General features: G+C 73.5%; 18 protein-coding genes. 7 read left to right on the forward strand and 11 right to left on the reverse strand.

All coding sequences use genetic code 11. The annotated features are described in order from the left end of the window. The first annotated feature begins 48 nt into the window (after window positions 1-48). Window positions 49-1050: a LysR family transcriptional regulator gene (locus BTM25_RS09835; protein WP_103562367.1), complete on the forward strand. Its 1002-nt coding sequence runs from the start codon at window positions 49-51 to the stop codon at window positions 1048-1050. 42 nt (window positions 1051-1092) lie between these two features. Here the strand turns inward: BTM25_RS09835 and BTM25_RS09840 are convergent, their stop codons facing one another. The 5 genes from BTM25_RS09840 to BTM25_RS09860 form a co-directional block, all read right to left on the reverse strand. Beyond that, window positions 1093-1845 carry a succinate dehydrogenase/fumarate reductase iron-sulfur subunit gene (locus BTM25_RS09840; RefSeq protein ID WP_103562368.1) on the reverse strand — a complete coding sequence of 251 codons (753 nt, stop codon included), beginning with the start codon at window positions 1843-1845 and terminating at the stop codon, window positions 1093-1095. Further along, window positions 1845-3782, reverse strand: coding sequence for a fumarate reductase/succinate dehydrogenase flavoprotein subunit (locus BTM25_RS09845; protein ID WP_103562369.1), 1938 nt, complete (start codon window positions 3780-3782; stop codon window positions 1845-1847). Before BTM25_RS09845 ends, BTM25_RS09840 begins: the two co-directional genes overlap by 1 nt. Window positions 3783-3784: 2 nt before the next feature. Continuing rightward, window positions 3785-4474, reverse strand: coding sequence for a succinate dehydrogenase cytochrome b subunit (locus BTM25_RS09850; protein ID WP_103562370.1), 690 nt, complete (start codon window positions 4472-4474; stop codon window positions 3785-3787). 225 nt (window positions 4475-4699) lie between these two features. Then, window positions 4700-5947 carry a PP2C family protein-serine/threonine phosphatase gene (locus BTM25_RS09855; protein ID WP_103562371.1) on the reverse strand — a complete coding sequence of 416 codons (1248 nt, stop codon included), beginning with the start codon at window positions 5945-5947 and terminating at the stop codon, window positions 4700-4702. A gap of 207 nt (window positions 5948-6154) precedes the next feature. Then, entirely contained in the window at window positions 6155-8233 is a 2079-nt protein-coding gene (locus BTM25_RS09860; protein ID WP_103562372.1) for a S9 family peptidase, read from the reverse strand. A 162-nt stretch (window positions 8234-8395) separates the two neighbouring features. Here BTM25_RS09860 and BTM25_RS09865 point away from each other — a divergent pair, with 162 nt between their 5' ends. The 3 genes from BTM25_RS09865 to BTM25_RS09875 are packed head-to-tail and all read left to right on the forward strand — an operon-like array spanning window position 8396 to window position 11278. Next, window positions 8396-9862: a serine/threonine-protein kinase gene (locus tag BTM25_RS09865; RefSeq protein ID WP_103562373.1), complete on the forward strand. Its 1467-nt coding sequence runs from the start codon at window positions 8396-8398 to the stop codon at window positions 9860-9862. Window positions 9863-9908: 46 nt separating this feature from the next. Next, window positions 9909-10844, forward strand: a complete 936-nt coding sequence (mshB, locus tag BTM25_RS09870; protein ID WP_103562374.1) for an N-acetyl-1-D-myo-inositol-2-amino-2-deoxy-alpha-D-glucopyranoside deacetylase — start codon at window positions 9909-9911, stop codon at window positions 10842-10844. A gap of 5 nt (window positions 10845-10849) precedes the next feature. Continuing rightward, a complete protein-coding gene (locus BTM25_RS09875; RefSeq protein ID WP_103562375.1) occupies window positions 10850-11278 on the forward strand; it encodes a DUF6113 family protein in 429 nt (142 codons plus the stop codon). A 34-nt stretch (window positions 11279-11312) separates the two neighbouring features. Here the strand turns inward: BTM25_RS09875 and BTM25_RS09880 are convergent, their stop codons facing one another. The 3 genes from BTM25_RS09880 to rocD form a co-directional block, all read right to left on the reverse strand. Then, entirely contained in the window at window positions 11313-12923 is a 1611-nt protein-coding gene (locus BTM25_RS09880; RefSeq protein ID WP_103562376.1) for an MFS transporter, read from the reverse strand. Beyond that, window positions 12920-13531 carry a PadR family transcriptional regulator gene (locus tag BTM25_RS09885; RefSeq protein WP_103562377.1) on the reverse strand — a complete coding sequence of 204 codons (612 nt, stop codon included), beginning with the start codon at window positions 13529-13531 and terminating at the stop codon, window positions 12920-12922. The genes BTM25_RS09880 and BTM25_RS09885 overlap by 4 nt, the downstream gene beginning before the upstream one ends. Before the next feature lie 123 nt (window positions 13532-13654). Continuing rightward, on the reverse strand, window positions 13655-14869 hold the full coding sequence (rocD, locus tag BTM25_RS09890) for an ornithine--oxo-acid transaminase (protein ID WP_205648016.1): 1215 nt from the start codon (window positions 14867-14869) through the stop codon (window positions 13655-13657). 250 nt (window positions 14870-15119) lie between these two features. Between rocD and BTM25_RS09895 the strand changes: the two genes are divergently transcribed. Beyond that, window positions 15120-16697: a serine/threonine-protein kinase gene (locus BTM25_RS09895; protein ID WP_235828320.1), complete on the forward strand. Its 1578-nt coding sequence runs from the start codon at window positions 15120-15122 to the stop codon at window positions 16695-16697. A gap of 27 nt (window positions 16698-16724) precedes the next feature. Continuing rightward, window positions 16725-17207: a ribonuclease E activity regulator RraA gene (rraA, locus tag BTM25_RS09900; RefSeq protein WP_103562379.1), complete on the forward strand. Its 483-nt coding sequence runs from the start codon at window positions 16725-16727 to the stop codon at window positions 17205-17207. Between the two features lie 176 nt (window positions 17208-17383). Here the strand turns inward: rraA and rpsD are convergent, their stop codons facing one another. After that, window positions 17384-17989, reverse strand: coding sequence for a 30S ribosomal protein S4 (gene rpsD / locus BTM25_RS09905; protein ID WP_103562380.1), 606 nt, complete (start codon window positions 17987-17989; stop codon window positions 17384-17386). 62 nt (window positions 17990-18051) lie between these two features. Here rpsD and BTM25_RS09910 point away from each other — a divergent pair, with 62 nt between their 5' ends. After that, window positions 18052-18813 carry a DUF2470 domain-containing protein gene (locus BTM25_RS09910; RefSeq protein ID WP_103562381.1) on the forward strand — a complete coding sequence of 254 codons (762 nt, stop codon included), beginning with the start codon at window positions 18052-18054 and terminating at the stop codon, window positions 18811-18813. On the opposite strand, the gene BTM25_RS09915 is transcribed toward BTM25_RS09910, so the two are convergent. Together BTM25_RS09915 and BTM25_RS09920 are read right to left on the reverse strand one after the other, a co-directional pair. Beyond that, complete coding sequence (locus BTM25_RS09915; RefSeq protein ID WP_103562382.1) at window positions 18814-19965, reverse strand: DUF5925 domain-containing protein; 1152 nt, start codon at window positions 19963-19965, stop codon at window positions 18814-18816. It lies immediately after the preceding gene. A gap of 61 nt (window positions 19966-20026) precedes the next feature. Continuing rightward, window positions 20027-20821: a lysophospholipid acyltransferase family protein gene (locus tag BTM25_RS09920; protein WP_103562383.1), complete on the reverse strand. Its 795-nt coding sequence runs from the start codon at window positions 20819-20821 to the stop codon at window positions 20027-20029. Window positions 20822-20887: the final 66 nt, after the last annotated feature.

Raw genomic sequence — 20887 nt, forward strand, 5'->3', positions numbered from 1 at the left:
GGCCCGGCCGCGCTCGGCGGCGTTTCGGTCGCGCCGTAACCTGGGTCGGTGCAACTCCAGCAGCTCGCCTACTTCGTGGCCGTCGCCGAGGTCCGCCACTTCACCCAGGCGGCGGAGCTGCTGCGCGTCGCCCAGCCGTCGCTGTCCAAGCAGATCCGCGCGCTGGAGACCGACCTCGGCGCGTCCCTGTTCAGCCGGGCGCGCGGCAACATCACGCTGACCCCGGCGGGGGAGGCGCTGCTGCCGCTGGCCAAGCGCATCCTCGCCGACGTCGACACGGCGCGGCACGAGGTGCAGGAACTCGCGGGGCTGCGGCGCGGACGGGTGCGGCTCGGCGCGACGCCGTCGCTGTGCGCGGGGCTGCTCGGGGACGTCCTGCGCCGCTTCCACGACGCCTACTCCGGCATCGAGATCCTGGTCGAGGAGGGCGGGTCCCGCGACCTCGTGCGCGAGCTGACGCGCGGGCTGCTCGACCTCGCCCTGGTGATCCTCCCGCTGCACGGCGACACCCCGCTGGACACCCGGCCGATCCTGCGCGAACGGCTCGTCGTGGCGTCCCCGGCGGACGGCGAGCGCTCCGCCCCCGGCCCGCCGGGCGGACGGCTGCCGCGCCGCGGCGTGCCGCGCCGCGCGACGCTGCGGATCGCGGACCTGCGGGACCGTCCGATGGTGATGTTCCGCTCCGGCTACGACCTGCGCGAGGCGACGATCAGCGCGTGCCGGGCGGAGGGCTTCGAGCCGCGCTTCGCCGTCGAGGGCGGCGAGATGGACGCGGTGCTGCGGTTCGTGGAGGCGGGCCTCGGCATCGCGGTGGTGCCGAGCATGGTGCTGGCCGGACGGCCGGGGCTGCGCGGGACGCCGCTCGTCCAGGCCGACGACGGCGACGGCGGCCACCCGTCCCTGCTGCGGACGATCGCGCTCGCCCACCGCAAGGACGTCTCGCTCACCCACGCCGCCCGCGCCTTCCAGGACACCCTGGAGACCTTCCTCGTGGAGGCCGCGCTCGCGGGCAGCCTCCCCGCGGGCGTCGAGACGCTCCTGGAAAGCTGAAAACCGGGCGACCCCGCCAGGCCGCCCGGTTTGTCCATGTAACTACTTCTTTGCGCCCCCGGCGGTGGCCTTGATGTAGTCGTGGTTCAGCCGTCCGATGACGTCCAGCGGGATGCCCTTCGGGCAGGCCACGGTGCACTCGCCGGTGTTGGTGCAGCCGCCGAAGCCCTCGGCGTCGTGCGTCTCCAGCATCGAGACCACGCGGTCCCAGCGCTCGGGCTGGCCCTGCGGCATGAGCCCGAGGTGGGTCACCTTCGCGCCGAGGAACAGCGACGCCGACCCGTTCGGGCAGGCCGCGACGCACGCGCCGCAGCCGATGCACTCGGCCGCCTCGAACGCGCGGTCGGCGTCGGGCTTGGGCACCGGCGTGGAGTGCGCCTCGGGCGCGGTGCCGGTCGGCGCGGAGATGAACCCGCCGGACTTGATGATCCGGTCGAACGCGCCCCGGTCCACGACGAGGTCCTTGATGACCGGGAACGCCTTCGCGCGCCACGGCTCGACGTCGATGACCTCGCCGTCCTTGAACTTGCGCATGTGGAGCTGGCAGGTCGTGGTGTTGCGCTCGGGGCCGTGCGGCGTCCCGTTGATCACCAGCGAGCACATGCCGCAGATGCCCTCACGGCAGTCGTGGTCGAACGCCACGGGCTCCTCGCCCTTGGCGATCAGCTCCTCGTTGAGGACGTCCAGCATTTCGAGGAACGACGCGTCCGCCGAGATCCCGTCGACGGGGTACTCGACCATCGCGCCCTTGTCGCCCGGGCCCTTCTGCCGCCAGATCCGCAGTGTGAGCTTCATTACTTGTACGACCTCTGCGTGGGGTGAACGTATTCGAATTCGAGCGCTTCCTTGTGGAGGACCGGCTGCTCGTCCGATCCGGCCCACTCCCAGGCGGCGACGTAGGAGAAGTTCTCGTCGTCGCGCTTGGCCTCGCCGTCCTCGTCCTGGCTCTCGGCGCGGAAGTGGCCGCCGCAGGACTCGGTGCGGTGCAGCGCGTCGATCACCATCAGCTCGCCGAGTTCGAGGAAGTCGGCGACGCGTCCGGCCTTCTCGAGCTGCTGGTTCAGCTCGGCGCCGGTCCCGGTGACCTTGACGCGCGACCAGAACTCGGCGCGCAGCGCGGGGATCAGCTCCAGCGCCTTGCGCAGGCCCTCCTCGGTACGTTCCATGCCGCAGTACTCCCACATGATGTGGCCGAGTTCGCGGTGGAAGGAGTCGACGGTGCGGTCGCCGTCGATGGCGAGGAGCCGGTCGATCTGCTCGGTGACGCGCGTCTCGGCCTCCTCGATCGCCGTCGCCGAGACGGGGCCGAGGTTGTTGCGGGCGATGTAGTCGCCGAGGCCGGTCGGCAGGACGAAGTACCCGTCGGCGAGGCCCTGCATCAGCGCGGACGCGCCGAGCCGGTTGGCGCCGTGGTCGGAGAAGTTCGCCTCGCCGGTCACGAACAGGCCGGGGATGTTGGACTGGAGGTCGTAGTCCACCCACAGCCCGCCCATCGTGTAGTGGACGGCCGGGTAGATGCGCATCGGCGTGTCGTACGGGTTCTCGCCCGTGATCCGCTCGTACATCTCGAACAGGTTCCCGTACTTGGCCTCGACGGTCTTGCGGCCGAGCCGCTCGATCGCGTCGGCGAAGTCCAGGTAGACGCCGAGCCCGCCGGGGCCGACGCCGCGTCCCTCGTCGCAGACGTTCTTGGCGGCGCGCGAGGCGATGTCGCGCGGGACGAGATTGCCGAAGGACGGGTAGATGCGCTCCAGGTAGTAGTCGCGCTCGTCCTCGGGGATGTCGGCGGGACGGCGGGTGTCGCCGCCCTTCTTCGGCACCCACACGCGGCCGTCGTTGCGCAGCGACTCCGACATCAGCGTCAGCTTGGACTGGTGGTCGCCGCTGACGGGGATGCACGTCGGGTGGATCTGCGTGTAGCACGGGTTGGCGAAGTAGGCGCCGTGCCGGTGGGCGCGCCAGGACGCGGTGACGTTCGAGCCCATCGCGTTGGTGGACAGGAAGTACACGTTCCCGTAGCCGCCGCTGGCGAGGACGACCGCGTCGGCGGTGTGGTGCTGGATCTCACCGGTCAGCAGGTTGCGGACGACGACGCCGCGCGCCCGCCCGTCCTCCATGATCAGGTCGAGCATCTCGTGGCGCGGGTGCAGTTCGACGTTCCCGGCGTCCACCTGGCGCATCAGGGCCTGGTAGGCGCCGAGCAGGAGCTGCTGGCCCGTCTGGCCGCGCGCGTAGAAGGTCCGGGAGACCTGGGTGCCGCCGAAGGAGCGGTTGTCGAGCAGGCCGCCGTACTCGCGGGCGAACGGGACGCCCTGCGCGACGCACTGGTCGATGATCTGCGTGGAGATCTCGGCGAGGCGGTGGACGTTGGACTCGCGGGCGCGGAAGTCGCCGCCCTTGACGGTGTCGTAGAACAGCCGGTGGACGCTGTCGCCGTCGTTGCGGTAGTTCTTCGCGGCGTTGATCCCGCCCTGCGCGGCGATGGAGTGGGCGCGGCGCGGGCTGTCCTGGAAGCAGAACTGGACGACGTGGTACCCGGCCTCGCCGAGCGTGGCGCCGGCCGCGCCGCCCGCGAGCCCGGTGCCGATGATGATGATCTTCTTCTTGCGCTTGTTGGCGGGGTTGACGAGCTTGGCCTCGAACTTGCGGGTCGTCCACCGCTGCTCGATGGGGCCCTGCGGGGCCTTGGCGTCGGCGATCGGCTCGCCGGACTTGTAGAAGGCGTCGACCATGATCAGCTCACCCATCCGAAGGTGACAGAGAGGGGCACGGAGATGAACCCGAGGGCCACCACCCCGGCGATGGTGAACGCGAGGCCGCGCAGCGTGCGGTCGTTGCGCGGGGTGCGCCAGCCGAGGGTGTTGAAAGCGCTCCACACGCCGTGGTTGAGGTGCAGGCCGACGAGCAGGACGGCGAGCACGTACCAGACGGTGATGTACCAGCGGGACGCGTCGAAGTCGGCGACGACGCGCTCGTAGGGGGTGTAGCCGTCGCCCTTGGGGTTCACGACGTGGAACGTGAGGTCCAGGAGGTGCCAGACGATGAACAGCAGGATGATGATTCCGCCGTAGCGCATCGTGTGGGTGGCATAGCCCTGCGCGTGCGACTTCTTGCGCGACTGGTACTTCACCGGGCGGGCGCGGCGGGCGCGCAGCGCCAGCGAGGTCGCCGACCACATGTGGAGGATCACGGCGACCACGAGGACGATCTCCAGGACCGTCAGGAGGGTCCGGTGCGGGACGGCCGGCTCGCCCATCGTCCGGAGCCACTCGGAGTAGTGGTCGAAGTCGTCGGCGCCCAGGAAGACCTTCAGGTTGCCGATCATGTGCGCGAGGAGGAAGAACACGAGGATCGCGCCGGTGACGGCCATGACGGCCTTCTTACCGACGGTCGATCTGTAGACCTTGGGGATCGCTATAGCCACGGTGCGAACGGTAGGTCCACGACGCACGAGAACACCAAGTCATGGGCGCACTCGTTTCGATAGCCGACGGCTATGACCCGTGCAGCACAGGGGTTCTCCTTAAGTTGCCTGGTCATGTGAGGTGATGGACCTCACATGACAAGAGGGAACCCGGTTCTTAGCACTGGCCTCAGGAAACGGGAGGTCGGTCGGGGTCGGTTGGTCGGGGCAAGCGCGACTGCGGGGTCACGTCCTGGTCACATCGTGGGAGAGCAGGAGAACTGCGAGGTCGTCGGTGAGCGCGTCCCCGTTCAGCTCCTCGACCTCGGCGACGAGCGCGTCGATCAGCGCGCGTCCGGCCGCGCCCCGGCGGTGGGCGCCGCGCGCCAGCCGGACGAGCCCGTCGGTGCCGAGCCGTTCCGGGCCCCGCCCGACGCGGCCTTCGATGAGGCCGTCGGTGTAGAGCATGAGCGTCCAGGCGTCGCCCAGCTCGACGTCGGTGCCCGGCCACTCGGCGCCGGGGATCAGGCCGAGCGCGGGGCCGAGCGAGTCGTCGGGGAGCGCGGCGGCGCCCGTCCCGAACAGCAGCGGCGCCGGGTGCCCGGCCAGGTGCAGCCGCGCGGTGCGGCGGTCCGGCGCGATCGTGATCATGCAGAGCGTCGTGAAGATCTCGTCGCTGCGCCGCTCGTGGCCGAGGACGGTGTCGAGGATGCCGAGCAGCCGCTCCCCGGTGTGCCCGGCGAGGACGAGCGTCCGCCACGCCATGCGGAGCTGGACGCCGAGCGCCGCCTCGTCGGGGCCGTGCCCGCACACGTCGCCGATCATGAGGTGGACGGTGCCGTCCTCGGTCTGGACGGTGTCGTAGAAGTCGCCGCCGAGCAGCGCGCGGCGGCGGCCCGGCCGGTACCGCGTGTGGTGGCGCAGGCGGGGGTCGTCGATGAGCGGGACGGGCAGCAGCCCGCGTTCCAGCCGGGCGTTCTCCCGGCCGAGGATGCGCGCCTCGACCAGCCGCCGCTCGGTGTCCTCGGCGCGTTTGCGCTCGATGGCGTAGCGGATGGCGCGGGCGAGGAGCGGGCCGTCCACCTCCTGCTTGACGAGGTAGTCGGCGGCGCCGGTCGCGACGGCGCGGACGCCGAGGTCGTCGTCGTCCAGCGCGGTGAGCACGACGACGGCGGTGGACCCCGACAGCGCGATGACGTCCCGCAGCGCCTCGATCCGGTCGATGTCGGGCGCGGACAGGTCCACGATGATGCACTGGGTGCGGCGGGTGAGCCGGCCGCGGGCGCCGTCGAGGTCGCGGGCGACCGACAGCCGCGCGTCCAGGCCGCTCTCGGCGAGCATCCGCTCGACCAGGAACACGTCGGACGGGTCGTCGCCGATGAGCAGCAGGTCCAGGGTGCCCTCGGCGCCCGGTCCCGACCCCGACGACCGTGCCGGGCGGCCGTGGCCGGGCACCGGCGGGACGGAGTGCGGCTGGCGGCTGAGCGTGCTCACAGATGGTTTCCGGACTGTCGGCGAGTGGCGCACGGACGGCGGGCCGGGCCCGGCCCGCGGGCGGGTCCGCGCCGGGCGGCGGCGGGCCGCGGGCGGCCCGGCTCGGCGAGCGGAGTGGATCATCGCTCCGCTCCGACTTTAGCGTCTCGGCTCGCCGCCGCGCATCCCGGCCGGACCCGATCGCGGGCCGCGGACCGTCCGAATCGCCTAGCCGAGATTGCTGCGCAGGAACTCGGTCTGGACGTGCAGCAGATTCTCGGCGACGACCTCCTGCGGCGTCATGTGGGTGACGCCCGACAGCGGCAGCACGGTGTGCGGACGGCCCGCCGCGAGCAGCGCCGAGGAGAGCCGCAGCGTGTGGGCCACGACCACGTTGTCGTCGGCGAGCCCGTGGATCAGCATCAGCGGGCGCTCGAGGTCGGGCGCGCGGTCGATGAGGGACTGGACGGCGTACGTCTCGGGCTCCTCGTCCGGATGCCCGAGATACCGCTCGGTGTAGTGGGTGTCGTACAGCCGCCAGTCGGTGACCGGCGCGCCCGCGACGCCCGCGTGGAACACGTCCGGCCGCGCGAGGACGGCCAGCGCCGCGAGCCAGCCGCCGAACGACCAGCCCCGGATGCCGACGCGGTCCAGGTCGAGCGCGCCGGGGTGGCGGCGCGCGGCCTCCATCATCCCGGCGATCTGGTCGTCCAGGACGGGCGTGACGAAGTCGCCCTGGACGGCCCGCTCGAACGCCGGCCCGCGTCCGGGCGTGCCGCGCCCGTCGGTGATGACGACGGCGAACCCCTGGTCGGCGAGCCACTGCGACTCCAGGTAGGCGCGCCGCGTGGCGAGGACGCGCTGCGCGTGCGGCCCGCCGTAGGGGTCAAGGACGACCGGCAGCCGCCCGTCCGACGGCTCCCACCCGGTGGGCAGGACGACGGCGGTGCGCAGGTCCCGGTCCCCGGCGGCGATCAGCTCGACGCGCGGCGTCAGCACGGGCGTCTGCGCGTGCGAGGCGACCGGGCGGACGCCGTCCGGCCCGCGCACCTCGATCTCGGTTCCGTCGCCGTCCAGCCGGGACCCGCTGACGACCGTGACCCCGCCCGACCGCACGGCCGAGAACACGCCGCGCCCCTCGGTGATCTTCGTGAGGGTGTCCGGCCGGTACTCCCAGACGTGGATCTCCGTCGGGTCCTCGGACGCGGTGAACAGGATCTCGTCGCGGTCCACGCCGAGCACACCGCGCACCTGGAGCCCCGGCGGCGTGACGGCCTTTCCGCCGACCGTGAGCCGCCGCGTGTCGGCCGCGCGGTCCTCGGTGATCCACACCAGCTCCCCGCCCGGCGTGCGCGCCGGGACGCCCGGGACGATCTCCGACCAGTGCGGGTCGTGCTCGGTGTGCAGCAGGGCCGTCTCGCCGCTCAGCGCGTCCACCCGCAGGGCGCGCTGGCTGCGCTGGTCGCGCGGCTGCACGACGATCGCGGGGCCGTGCCGGTCCCACAGCGCGGTGACGACGTAGGGGTACTGGCCCCGGTCCCACGCGACGCTGATCCGGCGCCCCTCCAGCGTGACGAGCACGAGCGACACGATCGCGTTCGGCGTCCCGGCGGCGGGATAGGCGACCTCGGTCGCGGGCTGGTCGGGGTTGGCGGGGTCGGCGATGTGCCAGCGCGCGACGGGCGTCTCGTCCACGCGGGCCGCGAGCAGCGCCGCGCCGTCGGGGGACCACCAGAAGCCCCGGAACCGGCCCATCTCCTCGGCGGCGATGAACTCGGCGAGGCCGTAGGAGATCTGGTCGCTCTCGGGCGCGGCGAGCGCGCGGTCGTCGGCGCCGTCCACGCCGATGACGCGCAGCGCCCGGCCCGACACGTACGCCACGTGCCGTCCGGCCGGATCCGGACGGGGGTCGAACACCGGCTCGGCGGCGGGCAGCGCGCGGACCGTCCCGGCGGCGAGGTCGGCGACGAACAGCTTCCCGGCCAGCGTGAACACCGCGATCCGCAGCTCCCGGTCGGCCGAGTACCCGACGATGCCGCCCGCCTGCTCGCGGGCGCGCTCGCGGCGGGCGCGCTCCTCGGCGGGCAGGTCCGCCTCGCCGGGCAGGTCCAGCGCGGCCGGGTCGGCGACCAGCGTCTCGGCGCCGGTCGCGGGATCCAGCGTCCACAGGCAGGTGACCGGGTCGTCGCCGGCCCGGGTGCGCAGGAAGGCCGCGCGGGACCCGTCCGGCGCGAGCTGGAACGCGCGCGGGACGCCGAGCGTGAACCGTCGCGTGCGGGCGCTCTGCCGGGGATAGCTGATGCTCATGAACCGAGTCTGCCCGGTTCTCGGGGCGGATGCGCACCGGGGTGCCGGGGCCGGGGCGAATCGGGACCGGGAACCGGCCCGGACGTCCCGTGCGCTCGGTAGGCTCGGGATCTCCCGCGATGGACGCGCCGCCCCCCGCTGTGACACGGAGAAGGAGAGCCCATGCCTGTGCTTCAGCCGGGAGACCCCCGGAGGCTGGGGTCGTACGAGGTGCTGGAACGGCTCGGCGAGGGCGGGCAGGGCGTCGTCTACCTGGGCGTGGACGGGTCCGGGGGCAAGGCCGCGATCAAGCTGCTGCGCGCCGACCTGGCCGGCGACGCCGAGGCGCGCAACCGGTTCGTCCGCGAGGCGCAGGCCGCCAAGCAGGTCGCGCGGTTCTGCACCGCGCAGGTGCTGGAGGCCGACGTCGCGGGCGACCAGCCGTACATCGCGAGCGAGTACGTTCCGGGGCCGTCCCTCTACAAGCAGATCACCGAGCAGGGGCCGCTGACCGGCGCGGGGCTGGAGCGGCTCGCGATCGGGACGGCGACCGCGCTCGTCGCGATCCACCAGGCGGGCATCGTCCACCGCGACTTCAAGCCGCACAACGTGATCATGGCGCCGGACGGGCCGCGCGTCATCGACTTCGGCATCGCCCGCGCCCTGGACGTCGGGCAGACGTCGGCTACCAAGGCGATCGGGACGCCGTCCTACATGGCGCCCGAGCAGGTCGCCGGGCAGCGGCTCACCGAGGCCGTGGACGTGTGGGCGTGGGCGGCGACGATGGTGTTCGCCGCGACGGGCCGTCCGCCGTTCGGCGAGGACACGGTCGTCGCGGTCATCAACCGGGTGATGCACGAGCCGCCGCTGCTGGACGGCGTCCCCGACGACCTGCACGGGCTGCTCGCGTCGTGCCTGGTCAAGGAGCCGGGACGGCGGCCGGGCGGGCAGCAGCTCATGATGGGCATGATCGGCGGCGGGCAGGGCGGCCAGCCCGGCCAGACCCGCATGGACGACCCGGCGCAGGCGACCGCGCTGCTGGCCGAGGGCTCGCAGCTCGCGGGCGGCGCCACGATGCGGCAGCCGTCGGCGCAGGAGACGCGTCCGGCCGGGCCGGGCGGCGTCGCGCCGCAGGATTTCACCGGAACGCTCCCGCCCGCGCCCGGCTACGGCGCCGGGCCGCGCCGCGCGGACCGCGGCCGGGACCGCGACGGCGGCGGCGGGGCGCGCTGGGCCGTCGTCGGCGCGGTGCTGTTCGTGCTGCTGCTCGCGGTCGTGATCGGCGTCGCGCTGGCCAAGTCGGGCGGGAACAACGGGCCGGGCGGCGACCCGTCGGGCTCGCCGTCGGCGTCGCCGTCCACCGAGGACAGCGGCGGCCAGTCGGAGGAGCCGGAACCGACGGTCACCCGGCCGCGCACGTCGGCCCCGACGACGCACGCGCCGACCACGCGCCCGCCGACGTCTGCGCCGCCCACGACCCCCACGCCGACCGAGCCGACGACCCCGGCGACCACCCCGACGCCCCCCGGCGACGGCGGGTCGGGCGGCGGGTCCGGCGGCGGCACGGGCGGTGGTTCGGGCGGCGGCGCCGGCGGCGGGACGGGTGGTGGCGGTGCCGGCGGCGGGACCGGCGCCGAGGGCACGCCGTAAGGGCGGCTCGCATGCCGTGCCCACGCCCTGAGTACCCTCGGGTCCTATGACCGAGCCGCGCATCCTGTTCGTCCACGCCCATCCGGACGACGAGTCCATCGGGACCGGGGCGACCATCGCCAAGTACGCGGCGCAGGGCGCCCGCGTCCACCTGGTCACCTGCACGCTGGGCGAGGAGGGCGAGGTCATCCCGCCCGAGCTGCGGCATCTGGCGGCGGACCGGGAGGACCGGCTCGGCGAGCACCGCGTCGACGAGCTGGCGCGGGCGTGCGCGGTGCTCGGCGTCGCCGACCACCGCTATCTCGGCGGGCCGGGCCGGTGGCGCGACTCGGGGATGATGGGCGCGCCGTCCAACGACGACCCGCGCTGCTTCTGGCGGGCGGACGTCGAGGAGGCCGCCGGGGAGCTGGCCGCCGTGATCCGCGAGGTCCGGCCGCAGGCGATCGTCACCTACGACGAGCGCGGCAACTACGGCCACCCCGACCACATCCAGGCGCACCGGGTGACGCGGCGGGCGTTCGGCCTCGCCGCCGACCCCGCGTTCACGCGCGGCGGCGAGCCGTGGCGGACGCCGAAGCTGTACGCGTACGCGACGCCGCGGACGGTCCTCGCCCGCGCCATCGCCGTCATGCGGGAGGCCGAGCTGCCGTTCGCGCGCGTCGCGGGCCTGGACGAGCTGGGCTCGGGCGTCCCCGACGACGACGTCACCACCGCCGTGGACGCCCGCGCGCATCTGCCCGCCAAGCTCGCCGCGCTGCGCGCCCACCGCACGCAGATCACGGTCGCGCCGGACGACGCGGGACCGTTCTTCGCGCTGTCCAACAACCTCGGGCAGCAGGCGTTCGGCACCGAGTACTACATCCTGCTGGAGGGCGAGCCGGGCCCCGGCAAGCCGCCGTCCGGCCGCGAGACCGACCTGCTCGCCGCGCCGGCGGCCGACGCGCCGGACGACCGGACGCACGCCTCCGGGTCGCTACCCTGACGGGCGTGCGGATCGACGATGAGGCTCCGGCGGCCCCCCGGCGCGGGGACCGGCCGCTGGACGCGATGGTGACCGGCGCGGCCTACGCCGTCCTGGCCCTGCTGGGCGCGGTCGTGGGCGTGTTCGGCGCGGCCGTGCAGCTCTGGCCGTTCACGCCGGCGGTCGCCCCGGCGCTGCTCGCGGCGGCGGCCGTGTTCGCCGTCGCCTACCTGGCGGGCCGGGGGATGGGGTCCCGGGCGGGCGCGATCGTCCCCGGCACCGCCTGGCTGGTGGTGACGCTCGTGCTGTCCGCGCAGCGCTCCGAGGGGGACCTGCTGATCCTCGGGAACGCGGCCGGGTACGTCTACATGGCGGCCGGGGTCCTCGCGGTCGTGGCGGCGCCGCTGCTCGTCCCGGCCAAGCACCCGTCCGGCTCCTGGCTCACCCGCCGCTGAGGCCCCGGCGTCGCGGCCGGGGCCCTTCGACGTGTCAGCCCTTGTGGGACGCGGGCTCGGGCGCCTGCGCGGTCTGCTGCGCCGGGGCGCGGTAGCGCTTGACGCCGAGGCACGCCGCCGCGCCGACGAAGATCAGCAGGATCGGCATGAGCATCGTCGGCTTCATCGCGTCCACCAGGCCGTGGGTGAAGACCTGGCCGCCCAGCTCGTGGAGCTGGTGCACGACCGACTGCGGCACCCCGGCCGGGGGAGCGGTCGTCTGCTGGGACGTTCCGACCTCCAGCCCGCCCTTGCCCGCGTTCGCGAAGCCGTCCACGAACCCGGCGCGGTACTGCGGGGGCAGCGCGGTGGACCGCTTGACGGCCTCGTCCCGCAGCGACGACGCGAGCTGGTTCTGGAGCAGCGCGCCGACGGCGGCGCCGCCGACCACGGACCCGATCTGCCGGATCGTGTTGTTCACGCCGGACGCGGCGCCCGCCAGCATCGGCGGGACGTTCCGCGTCGCCTCGGTCGCCATCGGCGCGAACACGCCGCCGATGCCGATGCCCGCGAGGACGAACGGCGGCATGAACGCCACCCACGACGTGTCGGTCCTGGCGATGAGCACGACCCACAGCATCCCGAGCCCGTACAGCGTGAGCCCGCCGAGCAGGATGAACCGTCCGCCGACGCGGTCGGAGAGCCGTCCGGCCAGCGGCGCGAGGAACATCGACACGACCGAGGACGGCGCCATGATCAGCCCGGCCTCCAGCGCGCTGTGCCCCTGCGCGGACTGGAAGTAGAACGTCAGCGGCAGGAAGATCCCGAGCATGCCGATCGAGACGATCGCGCCGATGGCGCTGAGGATCGAGAAGTTGCGGTCGGCGAACAGCACGAACGGCATCAGCGGGTCGCGGTCCTGGCGCATCTTCTGCTGGACGAGGAACAGCGCGAGCAGCACGACGGACGCGCCGATCAGTGCCCAGATCCAGGTGTTCCAGTCGTACTTCTGGCCCTCGGTCAGGCCGAACACCAGGCAGAACAGGGTGGCGCTCGCGAGCACGACCCCGGTGATGTCGAACCGGTGCTTCGCGCCCTTGATGTGCGCGGGCAGGATCGGCAGCGCCATCACGAGCACGATGATCCCGATGGGCAGGTTGACGAAGAAGATCCACCGCCAGTCCAGCGCGCTGACCAGCAGGCCGCCGATCGTCGGCCCGGCGATGGTGGAGATGCCCGCGACGCCGCCCCAGACGCCGAGCGCCGTGCCGCGCTTCTCCGGCGGGAACGTCGCGATGATGAGCGACATCGTCTGCGGCATCAGCATCGCGGCGCCGAGGCCCTGCACGGCGCGGGCGATGATGAGCTGCGTCGGGTCCTGCGAGATCCCGCAGGCCAGGCTGGCGAGCGTGAACAGCGCGACGCCGGCGACGAAGAGGTTCTTCTTGCCGAGCAGGTCGCCGAGGCGGCCCGCGGTGATCAGCAGCACCGCGAGGACGAGCGTGTAGGCGTTGGTCACCCACAGGATCTCGTCCAGGGACGCGTGCAGCTTGTCGGTCATGCTCGGGATCGCGATGTTCACGATCGTCAGGTCGAGCAGCGTCATGAAGAACCCGAGGGACAGGGTGATGAGGATCGCCCACGGGTTTCCGCGCCATCTGGTCAACAGGACTCCTCGGTGGAGGGAGGTTCGGGGGAGCGGGACGCGTCGGCGTCCCTGAAGGTGAGGCGGTCGTTCTCCAGGTCGTCGGCGAGCGCGCGGCAGAACTCCAGCTCGGTGAGGAGCTGGGCGATCGTCAGCTCGTGGTCGAGGACCTTGTAACGCTCCAGCCCGCGCTTGTCGTGCGCCTCCTGCACGGTGAGGTGACCCGCCAGCGCCGCCTCCAGCGCGATGACGCGGCGCCGCAGCAGGGCGGCCACCTCGCTCTCGGGCAGGAGGTTGACGAAGGCGAGCGCCGTCCCGAACAGCGGGTACTCGGGGTTCGGGCGCGAGAGCAGCTCGGCCATGCGGAGCTGCGCCGCGTCGCGTCCCGACGTCGTGACGGCGTAGACCGTGCGTTCGGGCCGCCGCCCCTCGCGGTTCGTCTCGACGGGCTCGATGAGCCCGGCGGCGGCCAGCCGCTCCACCCAGTGGTACAGCGCGCCGTGCGTGATCTTCACGGCGGCGTCGTAGTGGTAGTCGCGGATCTGCTGCTGCATCTCGTACGGGTGCATGGGGCGGTCGCACAGCATGCGCAGCACCGTGAGCGCCAGGGGGGTCAGGGGTCGGCCCACGCGGGCCACCGTCCTCGTCGTCGGTTTGGATTGATCTGTTTAGACTAGTTTATACCGACGAGGTCGGACAATTTGCGGCACACCCTTGGAACAGCCGGCCGCCCCCCGGCTCTTCCCCGCAGGTCAGGCCTTCAGCGCGGCCTCCAACTGGTCCAGCGCCCAGTCGAGATCGTCGCGCTCCACGACGAGCGGCGGCGCGAGGCGCAGCGTCGTGTCGTGCGTCTCCTTCGCCAGCACGCCCAGCTCCATCAGCCGCTCGCTGACCGGCCGCGCCAGCCCGTTCAGCTCGATGCCCGCCCACAGCCCGCGCCCGCGCACCTCCCGGACCATCTCCAGGTCCAGCGCGCCGAGCCGTCCGTGCAGGTGCGCGCCGAGGTCGCGGGACCGCGCCTGGAACTCCCCGGTCCGCAGCATCGCGATGACCTCGCGGGCGATCGCGCAGGCCATCGGGTTGCCGCCGAACGTCGAGCCGTGCTCGCCCGGCTTGTAGACCCCGAGGACGCCGGTGTCGGCCACCACCGCCGACACCGGGACGATCCCGCCGCCGAGCGCCTTGCCGAGGACGTACACGTCCGGCACCACGTCCTCGTGCTCGCACGCGAACGTCGCGCCGGTCCGGCCGAGCCCGGTCTGCACCTCGTCGGCGATCATCAGCGCGCCGTGCTCGTCGCACAGGTCCCGCACGGCCCGCAGGTAGCCCGGCGGCGGCACCAGCACCCCCGCCTCGCCCTGGATCGGCTCGACCAGCACGCCGACGGTGTTCGCGTCCATCGCCTCGCGCAGCGCGTCCGCGTCGCCGTACGGGACCGTCCGGAACCCCGGCGTGTACGGCCCGTAGGACGCCTTGGCGACCGGGTCGGTGGAGAAGCTGACGATCGTCGTCGTCCGGCCGTGGAAGTTGCCGACGAACGTCACGATGTTCGCCTGGTCCGCCGGGACGCCCTTGACCTCGTACCCCCACTTGCGGGCCGTCTTCAGCGCCGTCTCCACCGCCTCGGCGCCGGTGTTCATCGGCAGCACCATGTCCTTGCCGCACAGCTCGGCCAGCTCCGCGCAGAACGGCCCGAACTGGTCGTGGTCGAACGCGCGGCTGACCAGCGTCACCCGCCCGAGCTGCCGCTCGGCGGCGGCCACGAGCCGCGGGTTGCGGTGCCCGAAGTTGACGGCCGAGTACGCCGACAGCATGTCGAGATACCGCCGCCCGTCCACGTCCGTGACGAACGCCCCGTCCGCCTCCGCGACCACGATCGGCAGCGGGTGGTAGTTGTGCGCGCTGTGCTCGTCCGACAGCCGCCGCAACCGCTCGCCCTCGACACTCGCCCCGCCCTGCTCGCCCACTGTGCCTCCCGCTCGCCTACGGCGCGCTCGATGCCGCGCGCTTCCGCCGGAGTCGGCCGTCCGCGGTCCGGACGGGCGTCCGTCCTCCAGCGTACGTTCGGTGCGGGCGGCGGACCCGGGGCGAACAGGCAGTCCGGAACGGATGTTGGCCGCGTCTTGACGGATCGCCCGGGTCACAGCACGGCCGCATTTCGTGCGCGAAGCCGTGGTTTTTAGTAGAAACAGGGGGCCGCACCCCCTTGGAGGCCCTATGCCAGCGCCCGTTCCGGTGTATGAGCCCCGCACCCCGGACGATCCGCCGCTCATCGGCGGGTACCGCGTCCTCGCCCGCATCGGCGCGGGCGGGATGGGCCGCGTCTACCTCGCCACGACGCAGAGCGGGCGCAAGCTCGCGATCAAGGTCGTGCGGCCCGAGTTCGCCGAGGACCCCGAGTTCCGGCGCCGCTTCCAGCAGGAGATCGCCGCCGCGCAGCGGGTGCAGAGCTTCTACACCGCGCCCGTCATCGACGCGCACGCCGACGGCCCGCAGCCGTGGCTGGCGACCGCGCACGTGCCGGGGCCGTCGCTGGCGCAGACGGTCGTGGAACTCGGCCCGCTGCCGGAGGCGACGGTCCGGGCGGTGTTCGCCGGGGTCGCCGAGGCGCTCCAGGCCGTCCACGCGGCGGGGGTGGTGCACCGGGACCTGAAGCCGTCCAACGTGCTGCTGGCGCCCGACGGGCCGCGCGTCATCGACTTCGGCATCGCCCGCGCCGCCGACACGACCCCGCTCACCCGCACCGGCATGCGGATCGGATCGCCGCAGTACATGGCGCCCGAGCAGGCGCTCGGGCGGCCGTCCACCCCGGCGGTCGACATGTTCGCGCTGGCGGGCGTCGTGCTGTTCGCGGCGACCGGGCGGACGCCGTTCGGCGAGGGGCCGGCCGAGGCGGTGCTGTTCCGGGTCGTCCACGAGGAGCCGGTGCTGGACGGCTGCCCCGACGGCCTGCGCGACCTGGTCGAACGCTGCCTCGCCAAGGACCCGGCGGACCGTCCGACGCCGCGCGACGTCCTCGACGCCCTGGAGGTCGGCACCGACCCGCCCGGCGCGGGCTGGCTCCCCGAGGACGTCACGCGCCGGCTCCCCGCCTACTCGGCCGAGCCGCCGCGTCCGATGGGGCCGCCGACGAGCGGGCCGGGGTTCGATCCCGTGCCGGTGCCGCCCGCCGGGGCGCCGGTGCCGGCCGCCGCGCCCGTCCCGGCCGTGCGGCTGCTGCTGCTCGCGCTCGCGGCGGCGGGCGTCGTGATCGTGGTGCTCGCGGCGGCGCTGGTCGTCCTGCGGCCGTGGGAGCGGGACGCGCCGGGCGCCGCCGCGCACCGTCCGCCGGAGTCCCTGCCCGCCGCGCACGAGTCGTCCACCGCGACGCAGACTGCCGGACCCGACCTCGGCGGCCCGTCCAGGCCCGCGCCCGGCGGCGTCGGCGCGCAGCTCGGGCACTACGCGAACGTCAACCTGGCCAGCGGCTACGCGATCAACCTGAGCGACGACCCGAAGCACCCGAAGGCGTCCCGCGGCGGCGAGGACCTGCGCTACGACGGCACCCTGTGGGGCGACCGGCTGTCGGTGCTCGCGCCCGGCCAGCCCGGCGGCTACGAGGCGTGCCGCGACAACACCCGCTACGCCGACTACCTCGGCGACGACTACCTCGTCAAGGGCAAGAGGATCTGCGTGACGACCGAGAGCGGGCTCGTCGGGCTGGTCGAGGTGCGCGGGACGGGCGACAAGCCGTCCGCCTACCTCGCGTTCGACCTGACCGTGTGGCAGGGCGTCCCGCCCACCCCCGGCGGATAGCCGGTTACCGATCGGTAGGCTGCCGTCATGACCTCCTTCGCCACCGCTGACCTCATCGACGACTTCGGCGACGAACTGCGGAGCTGCGAAACTCAGTTCCGCCAGTTCGGCGCGCGCACCGCGTTCGCCGGCCCGGTCGCGACCGTCCGCTGCTTCCGCGACAACGGTCTCGTGAAGAAGCTCCTGAACACCCCGGGCGAGGGCCGCGTCCTCGTCGTGGACGGCGCCGCCTCGACGGGCTCGGCCCTCATGGGCGACCTGATCGCGGCGGCGGCGGTGGCGAACGCCTGGGCCGGTGTGGTGATCAACGGCGTCGTGCGCGACGTGGCGACCCTGCGCACCCTGGACCTGGGCATCAAGGCACTGGGCTCCAACCCGCGCAAGAGCGCCAAGGACGGCGCGGGCGCGGTGGACGTGCCGGTCGAGTTCGGCACCGTGGAGTTCCGCCCCGGCGACTGGCTCTACAGCGACGAGGACGGCATTGTCCTCGCCTCCCGCAGCCTCCTCTGACCCGTCCACCCCCACCGGCCCGCCCACCCGCGCGCTGCCCAGCCCACGCCCGTCACGCCGCCCGCGCTGCCCGCGCCGCGCCGCGCCGCGCGTGTCCAGCCGGGCATCGCGCCCGGCACGCCACCGCCTACAGCGAGTGCGCGTGCCGTTGCCCGGCGCGCGGGGCGGGCGGGGTTCTAGCGCGAGTAGTGCTCCACGACCAGCTGCTCGTCGCAGACGACCGGAATCTCGGTGCGTTCGGGGAGTCGTGTGAAGTGGGCCGTCAGGGCGTCGACGCGGACGTCCAGGTAAGGCGGGACGTTGTCGGCGTGCGCGCCGGCGGCGGCGATCTGGAACGGATCCATGTTCCGGCTTCGCTCGGCGATCGTGATGACGTCGCCGGGGGCGAGGCGGAAGGACGGACGGTCCACGCGGCGCCCGTTCACCAGCACGTGGCGGTGGACGACGAACTGCCGCGCCTGGTAGATCGTCCGCGCGAACCCGGAGCGCAGGACCAGGGCGTCCAGGCGCCGTTCCAGGTCCACCAGCAGAGCCTCGCCCGTCTTGCCCCCGGACCGGGACGCCTTGTCGAAGGCGTTGCGGAGCTGCGTCTCGCGGATGTTGTACTGCGCCCGGAGCCGCTGCTTCTCGCGCAGCCGCACCTTGTAGTCCGACTCCTGCTTGCGCGCGCGCCCGTGGACGCCGGGCGGGTACGGCCGCGCCTCGAAGTACCGCACGCTCTTCGGCGTCAGGGGGATCCCGAGCGCGCGCGACAGCCGGACCTTCGGCCGGGGGTTGTTCATGGTCCTCCTTCGGTGGTTAGGTAAGCCTAACTTAGGTCACCCTAACTCAATGGGAGGATTCCGTGGACCAGCAGCGGACCGTGAGCGGGCCGTCCCCCGCCGAACGCGCGCGCACCCTCGCCTACGGGGTGGCGGGCGGCGTCCTCGTCACGCCCGGCGTCCCGTACGCGCCGATTCCCGCGCACGCCGCGGGCAAGGACGGCGCGCCCCTGCTGCTCCTGCCCGCCGCGTCGCCCGTCGCGACCGCGCTCGTCGGGAACGCGGACCTGCCCGCCACGCTGCGGATCTCCGACGTCGCGCCGGTGCCGTTCCCCGACCGGGTGCGCGGACGGGCCTGGCTGCACGGCTGGATCAGCGAGGTCCCGCCCGCCGCCCGCCGGGACGCGGCCCTCCGCCTCGCCCGCCTCCACCCGCGTCCCGAACTGCTCGACCTCGCGCGCACGGACGGCGGCGACCACGTCCTGCTCACCCTGGACGTCGCCCAGATCGAGGTCGACGACCCCTGGGGCAGCGCGACCGTCGAACCCGAGGATTTCGCCCAGGCCGGCCCGGACCCGTTCGCCGCCATCGAGGCGGGCGTGCTCGCGCACCTGGACGGCTGCCACCGCGCCGAACTGCGCCGCCTGCTGCCGGAACTCGGCGAGCCCGCGCCCGACGTCCGCCCGCTCGGCCTGGACCGGCTCGGCCTCTGGCTGCGCTGCTCGATCCCGTCCCCGGACGCGCCCGAGCCGTTCGACCTGCGCGTCCCGTTCCCGCACCCCGCGCACGACCTGCCGAGCCTCCGGCACGCCTACGCGTGCCTCTGGCAGGCCGCCGCGAAGTGACTACAGGTAGAAGCCCGTCGCCGCACCCGCCGGCGTCTCGGGCTTCGGCCGGTGCTCGCCCTTGCGCAGCGCCGCCAGCTCGGCCAGCGTCGCGCCGTCGGCCGCGATGTCCGGATCGGGGACGGCGTCGTCCAGCCAGTCCAGCGACTCGGCCCGGGTGAGCGGCCCGACCTCGATCTGCGCCAGGCACCGGCCCGGACGGACGACCGCCGGGTGCAGCCGCGCCAGGTCCTCGTTGGTCGTGATGGCCACCAGGACGTCCCGGCCCTGCCCGAGCATCCCGTCGGTGAGGTTCAGCAGCCGCGACAGGCCCTGCCCGGTCGACTGCTTGGCCTCGCCGCGGATCAGCTCGTCGCAGTCCTCCAGGATGAGCAGCCGCCAGCGGCGCTCCTCGTCGTCGTCCTCGCCGACCGCGACCTCCATGAGGTAGCTCGGCGTGCCGAACAGCGACTCGGGGTCCAGGACGCAGTCGGCCTGGCACCAGCCGCTCCACGCCCGCGCGAGCGCCCGCAGCGCCGTCGTCTTGCCGGTGCCGGGCGGGCCGTGCAGGAGCAGCAGCCGGCCCGCGACGTCCTCGCGGCGCAGCGCCATGACGTCGTCCAGCGCCGAGGCGACGGGCGCGGTGTAGTTGCGGCGGATCTGCGCCCACGAGTCGGCGCTGATGGCCCGCTCGGTGCGCACCGGCCCGTGCGCGCCCATGTGCCAGAAGCCCATCTCGACGTTCTGCTCGTCGGTGCGCGGCGGGTCGCTGGCGTCCCGGACGGACTCGGCCAGGATCGCCTCGGCCAGCTCCTCGCTCTCCGCGGACACCGCGACGTGCGCGTTGCCGTGCTTCCAGCGGCTCGCCAGCAGCGTCCAGCCCTCGCCCTCGGCGAGGACGGTGTCGCGGTCGCGGTCGCGCGCCGAGCGCAGCACCCGCGCCGACTCCGGACGCAGCGGCGCGTCGGCCCGGACGTGCTCGATCCGCGCCGACCGCGACCACGGCTGGTCGCCGGACGCGAACGGCCGCATCGACAGCATCCCCATCACGTCGGCGGGCGAGCAGGTGTCGTCCACGCTGAGGATCACGGGAAGCGTCAGGTCGGCGCCGGAGGCCGTCGCGACCTCGGGCGCCTCCACCAGGTGCAGGAACTCCCGCGGGCGTTCGGTCATGGGTTCGATGATCGAGTCGAGGCGGCCGGGTCGTCCACCGATTTAGCCATGCCCGCCCCGCTCAGGCGGCATCACCCTCGCGGCGTTCGGCGTCGGCGCGCGCGGCACGGCGGGCGGCGCGCTCCTCGGACTCCTTGCGGTCCAGTTCGGCCGCCTCCTCGGGCGTCGGGGCGGTGCCGCCGAGATAGGCGGGCTGCCACCACCGATCGTCACCGGTCGGCTCCTCAGGGTACTCCCGCTGCGCCTTCTCCAGCAGCTCGCCCATCCGGGCCTGGAGGTCGGCGGTGACCTGCGCGTAGTCGTCGCCGCGCTTGGGGTACATCGGCTCGCCGATGAGGATCGTGACGGGGACGTTCCGCTGGAGCAGCCGCCGCTTGCGCCCCTTCGTCCACATGCGCTGCGGGCCCCAGATCGCGATGGGCAGCAGCGGGACGTCCGCGGCGACGGCCATCCGCACCGCCCCGCTCTTGATCTCCTTGACCGTGAACGACCGGCTGATCGTCGCCTCGGCGAACACGCCGACGATCTCGCCGCCCTTCAGCGCGGTGAGCGCGGCCTTGTACGACGCGGCGCCCGCGTCCCGGTCGACCGGGATGTGGTGCATGCCCCGCATGAGCGGTCCGGAGATCCGGTTGTCGAAGACCTCCTTCTTCGCCATGAACCGGGTGAGGCGCCCGGCGGGGTGGACGGCGAGGCCCGCGAAGATGAAGTCCAGGTAGCTGACGTGGTTGCTCACCAGCACCGCGCCGCCAGCCGCCGGGACGTGCTCGGTCCCCTCCAGGCGGAACCTGATGTTCAGCGCCTTGAACAGGGCGAGCGCTGTCTTGATCACCGGCGGGTACACGATTTCGGACATGGAAGCACCGTACTTGAGCGGCGGCCGGTCGGCGACAGGGTGGGCGGGATCCGCGCCCCGGCGGGG

It is taken from the genome of Actinomadura rubteroloni (assembly GCF_002911665.1).
Taxonomy (GTDB): Bacteria; Actinomycetota; Actinomycetes; order Streptosporangiales; family Streptosporangiaceae; genus Spirillospora; species Spirillospora rubteroloni.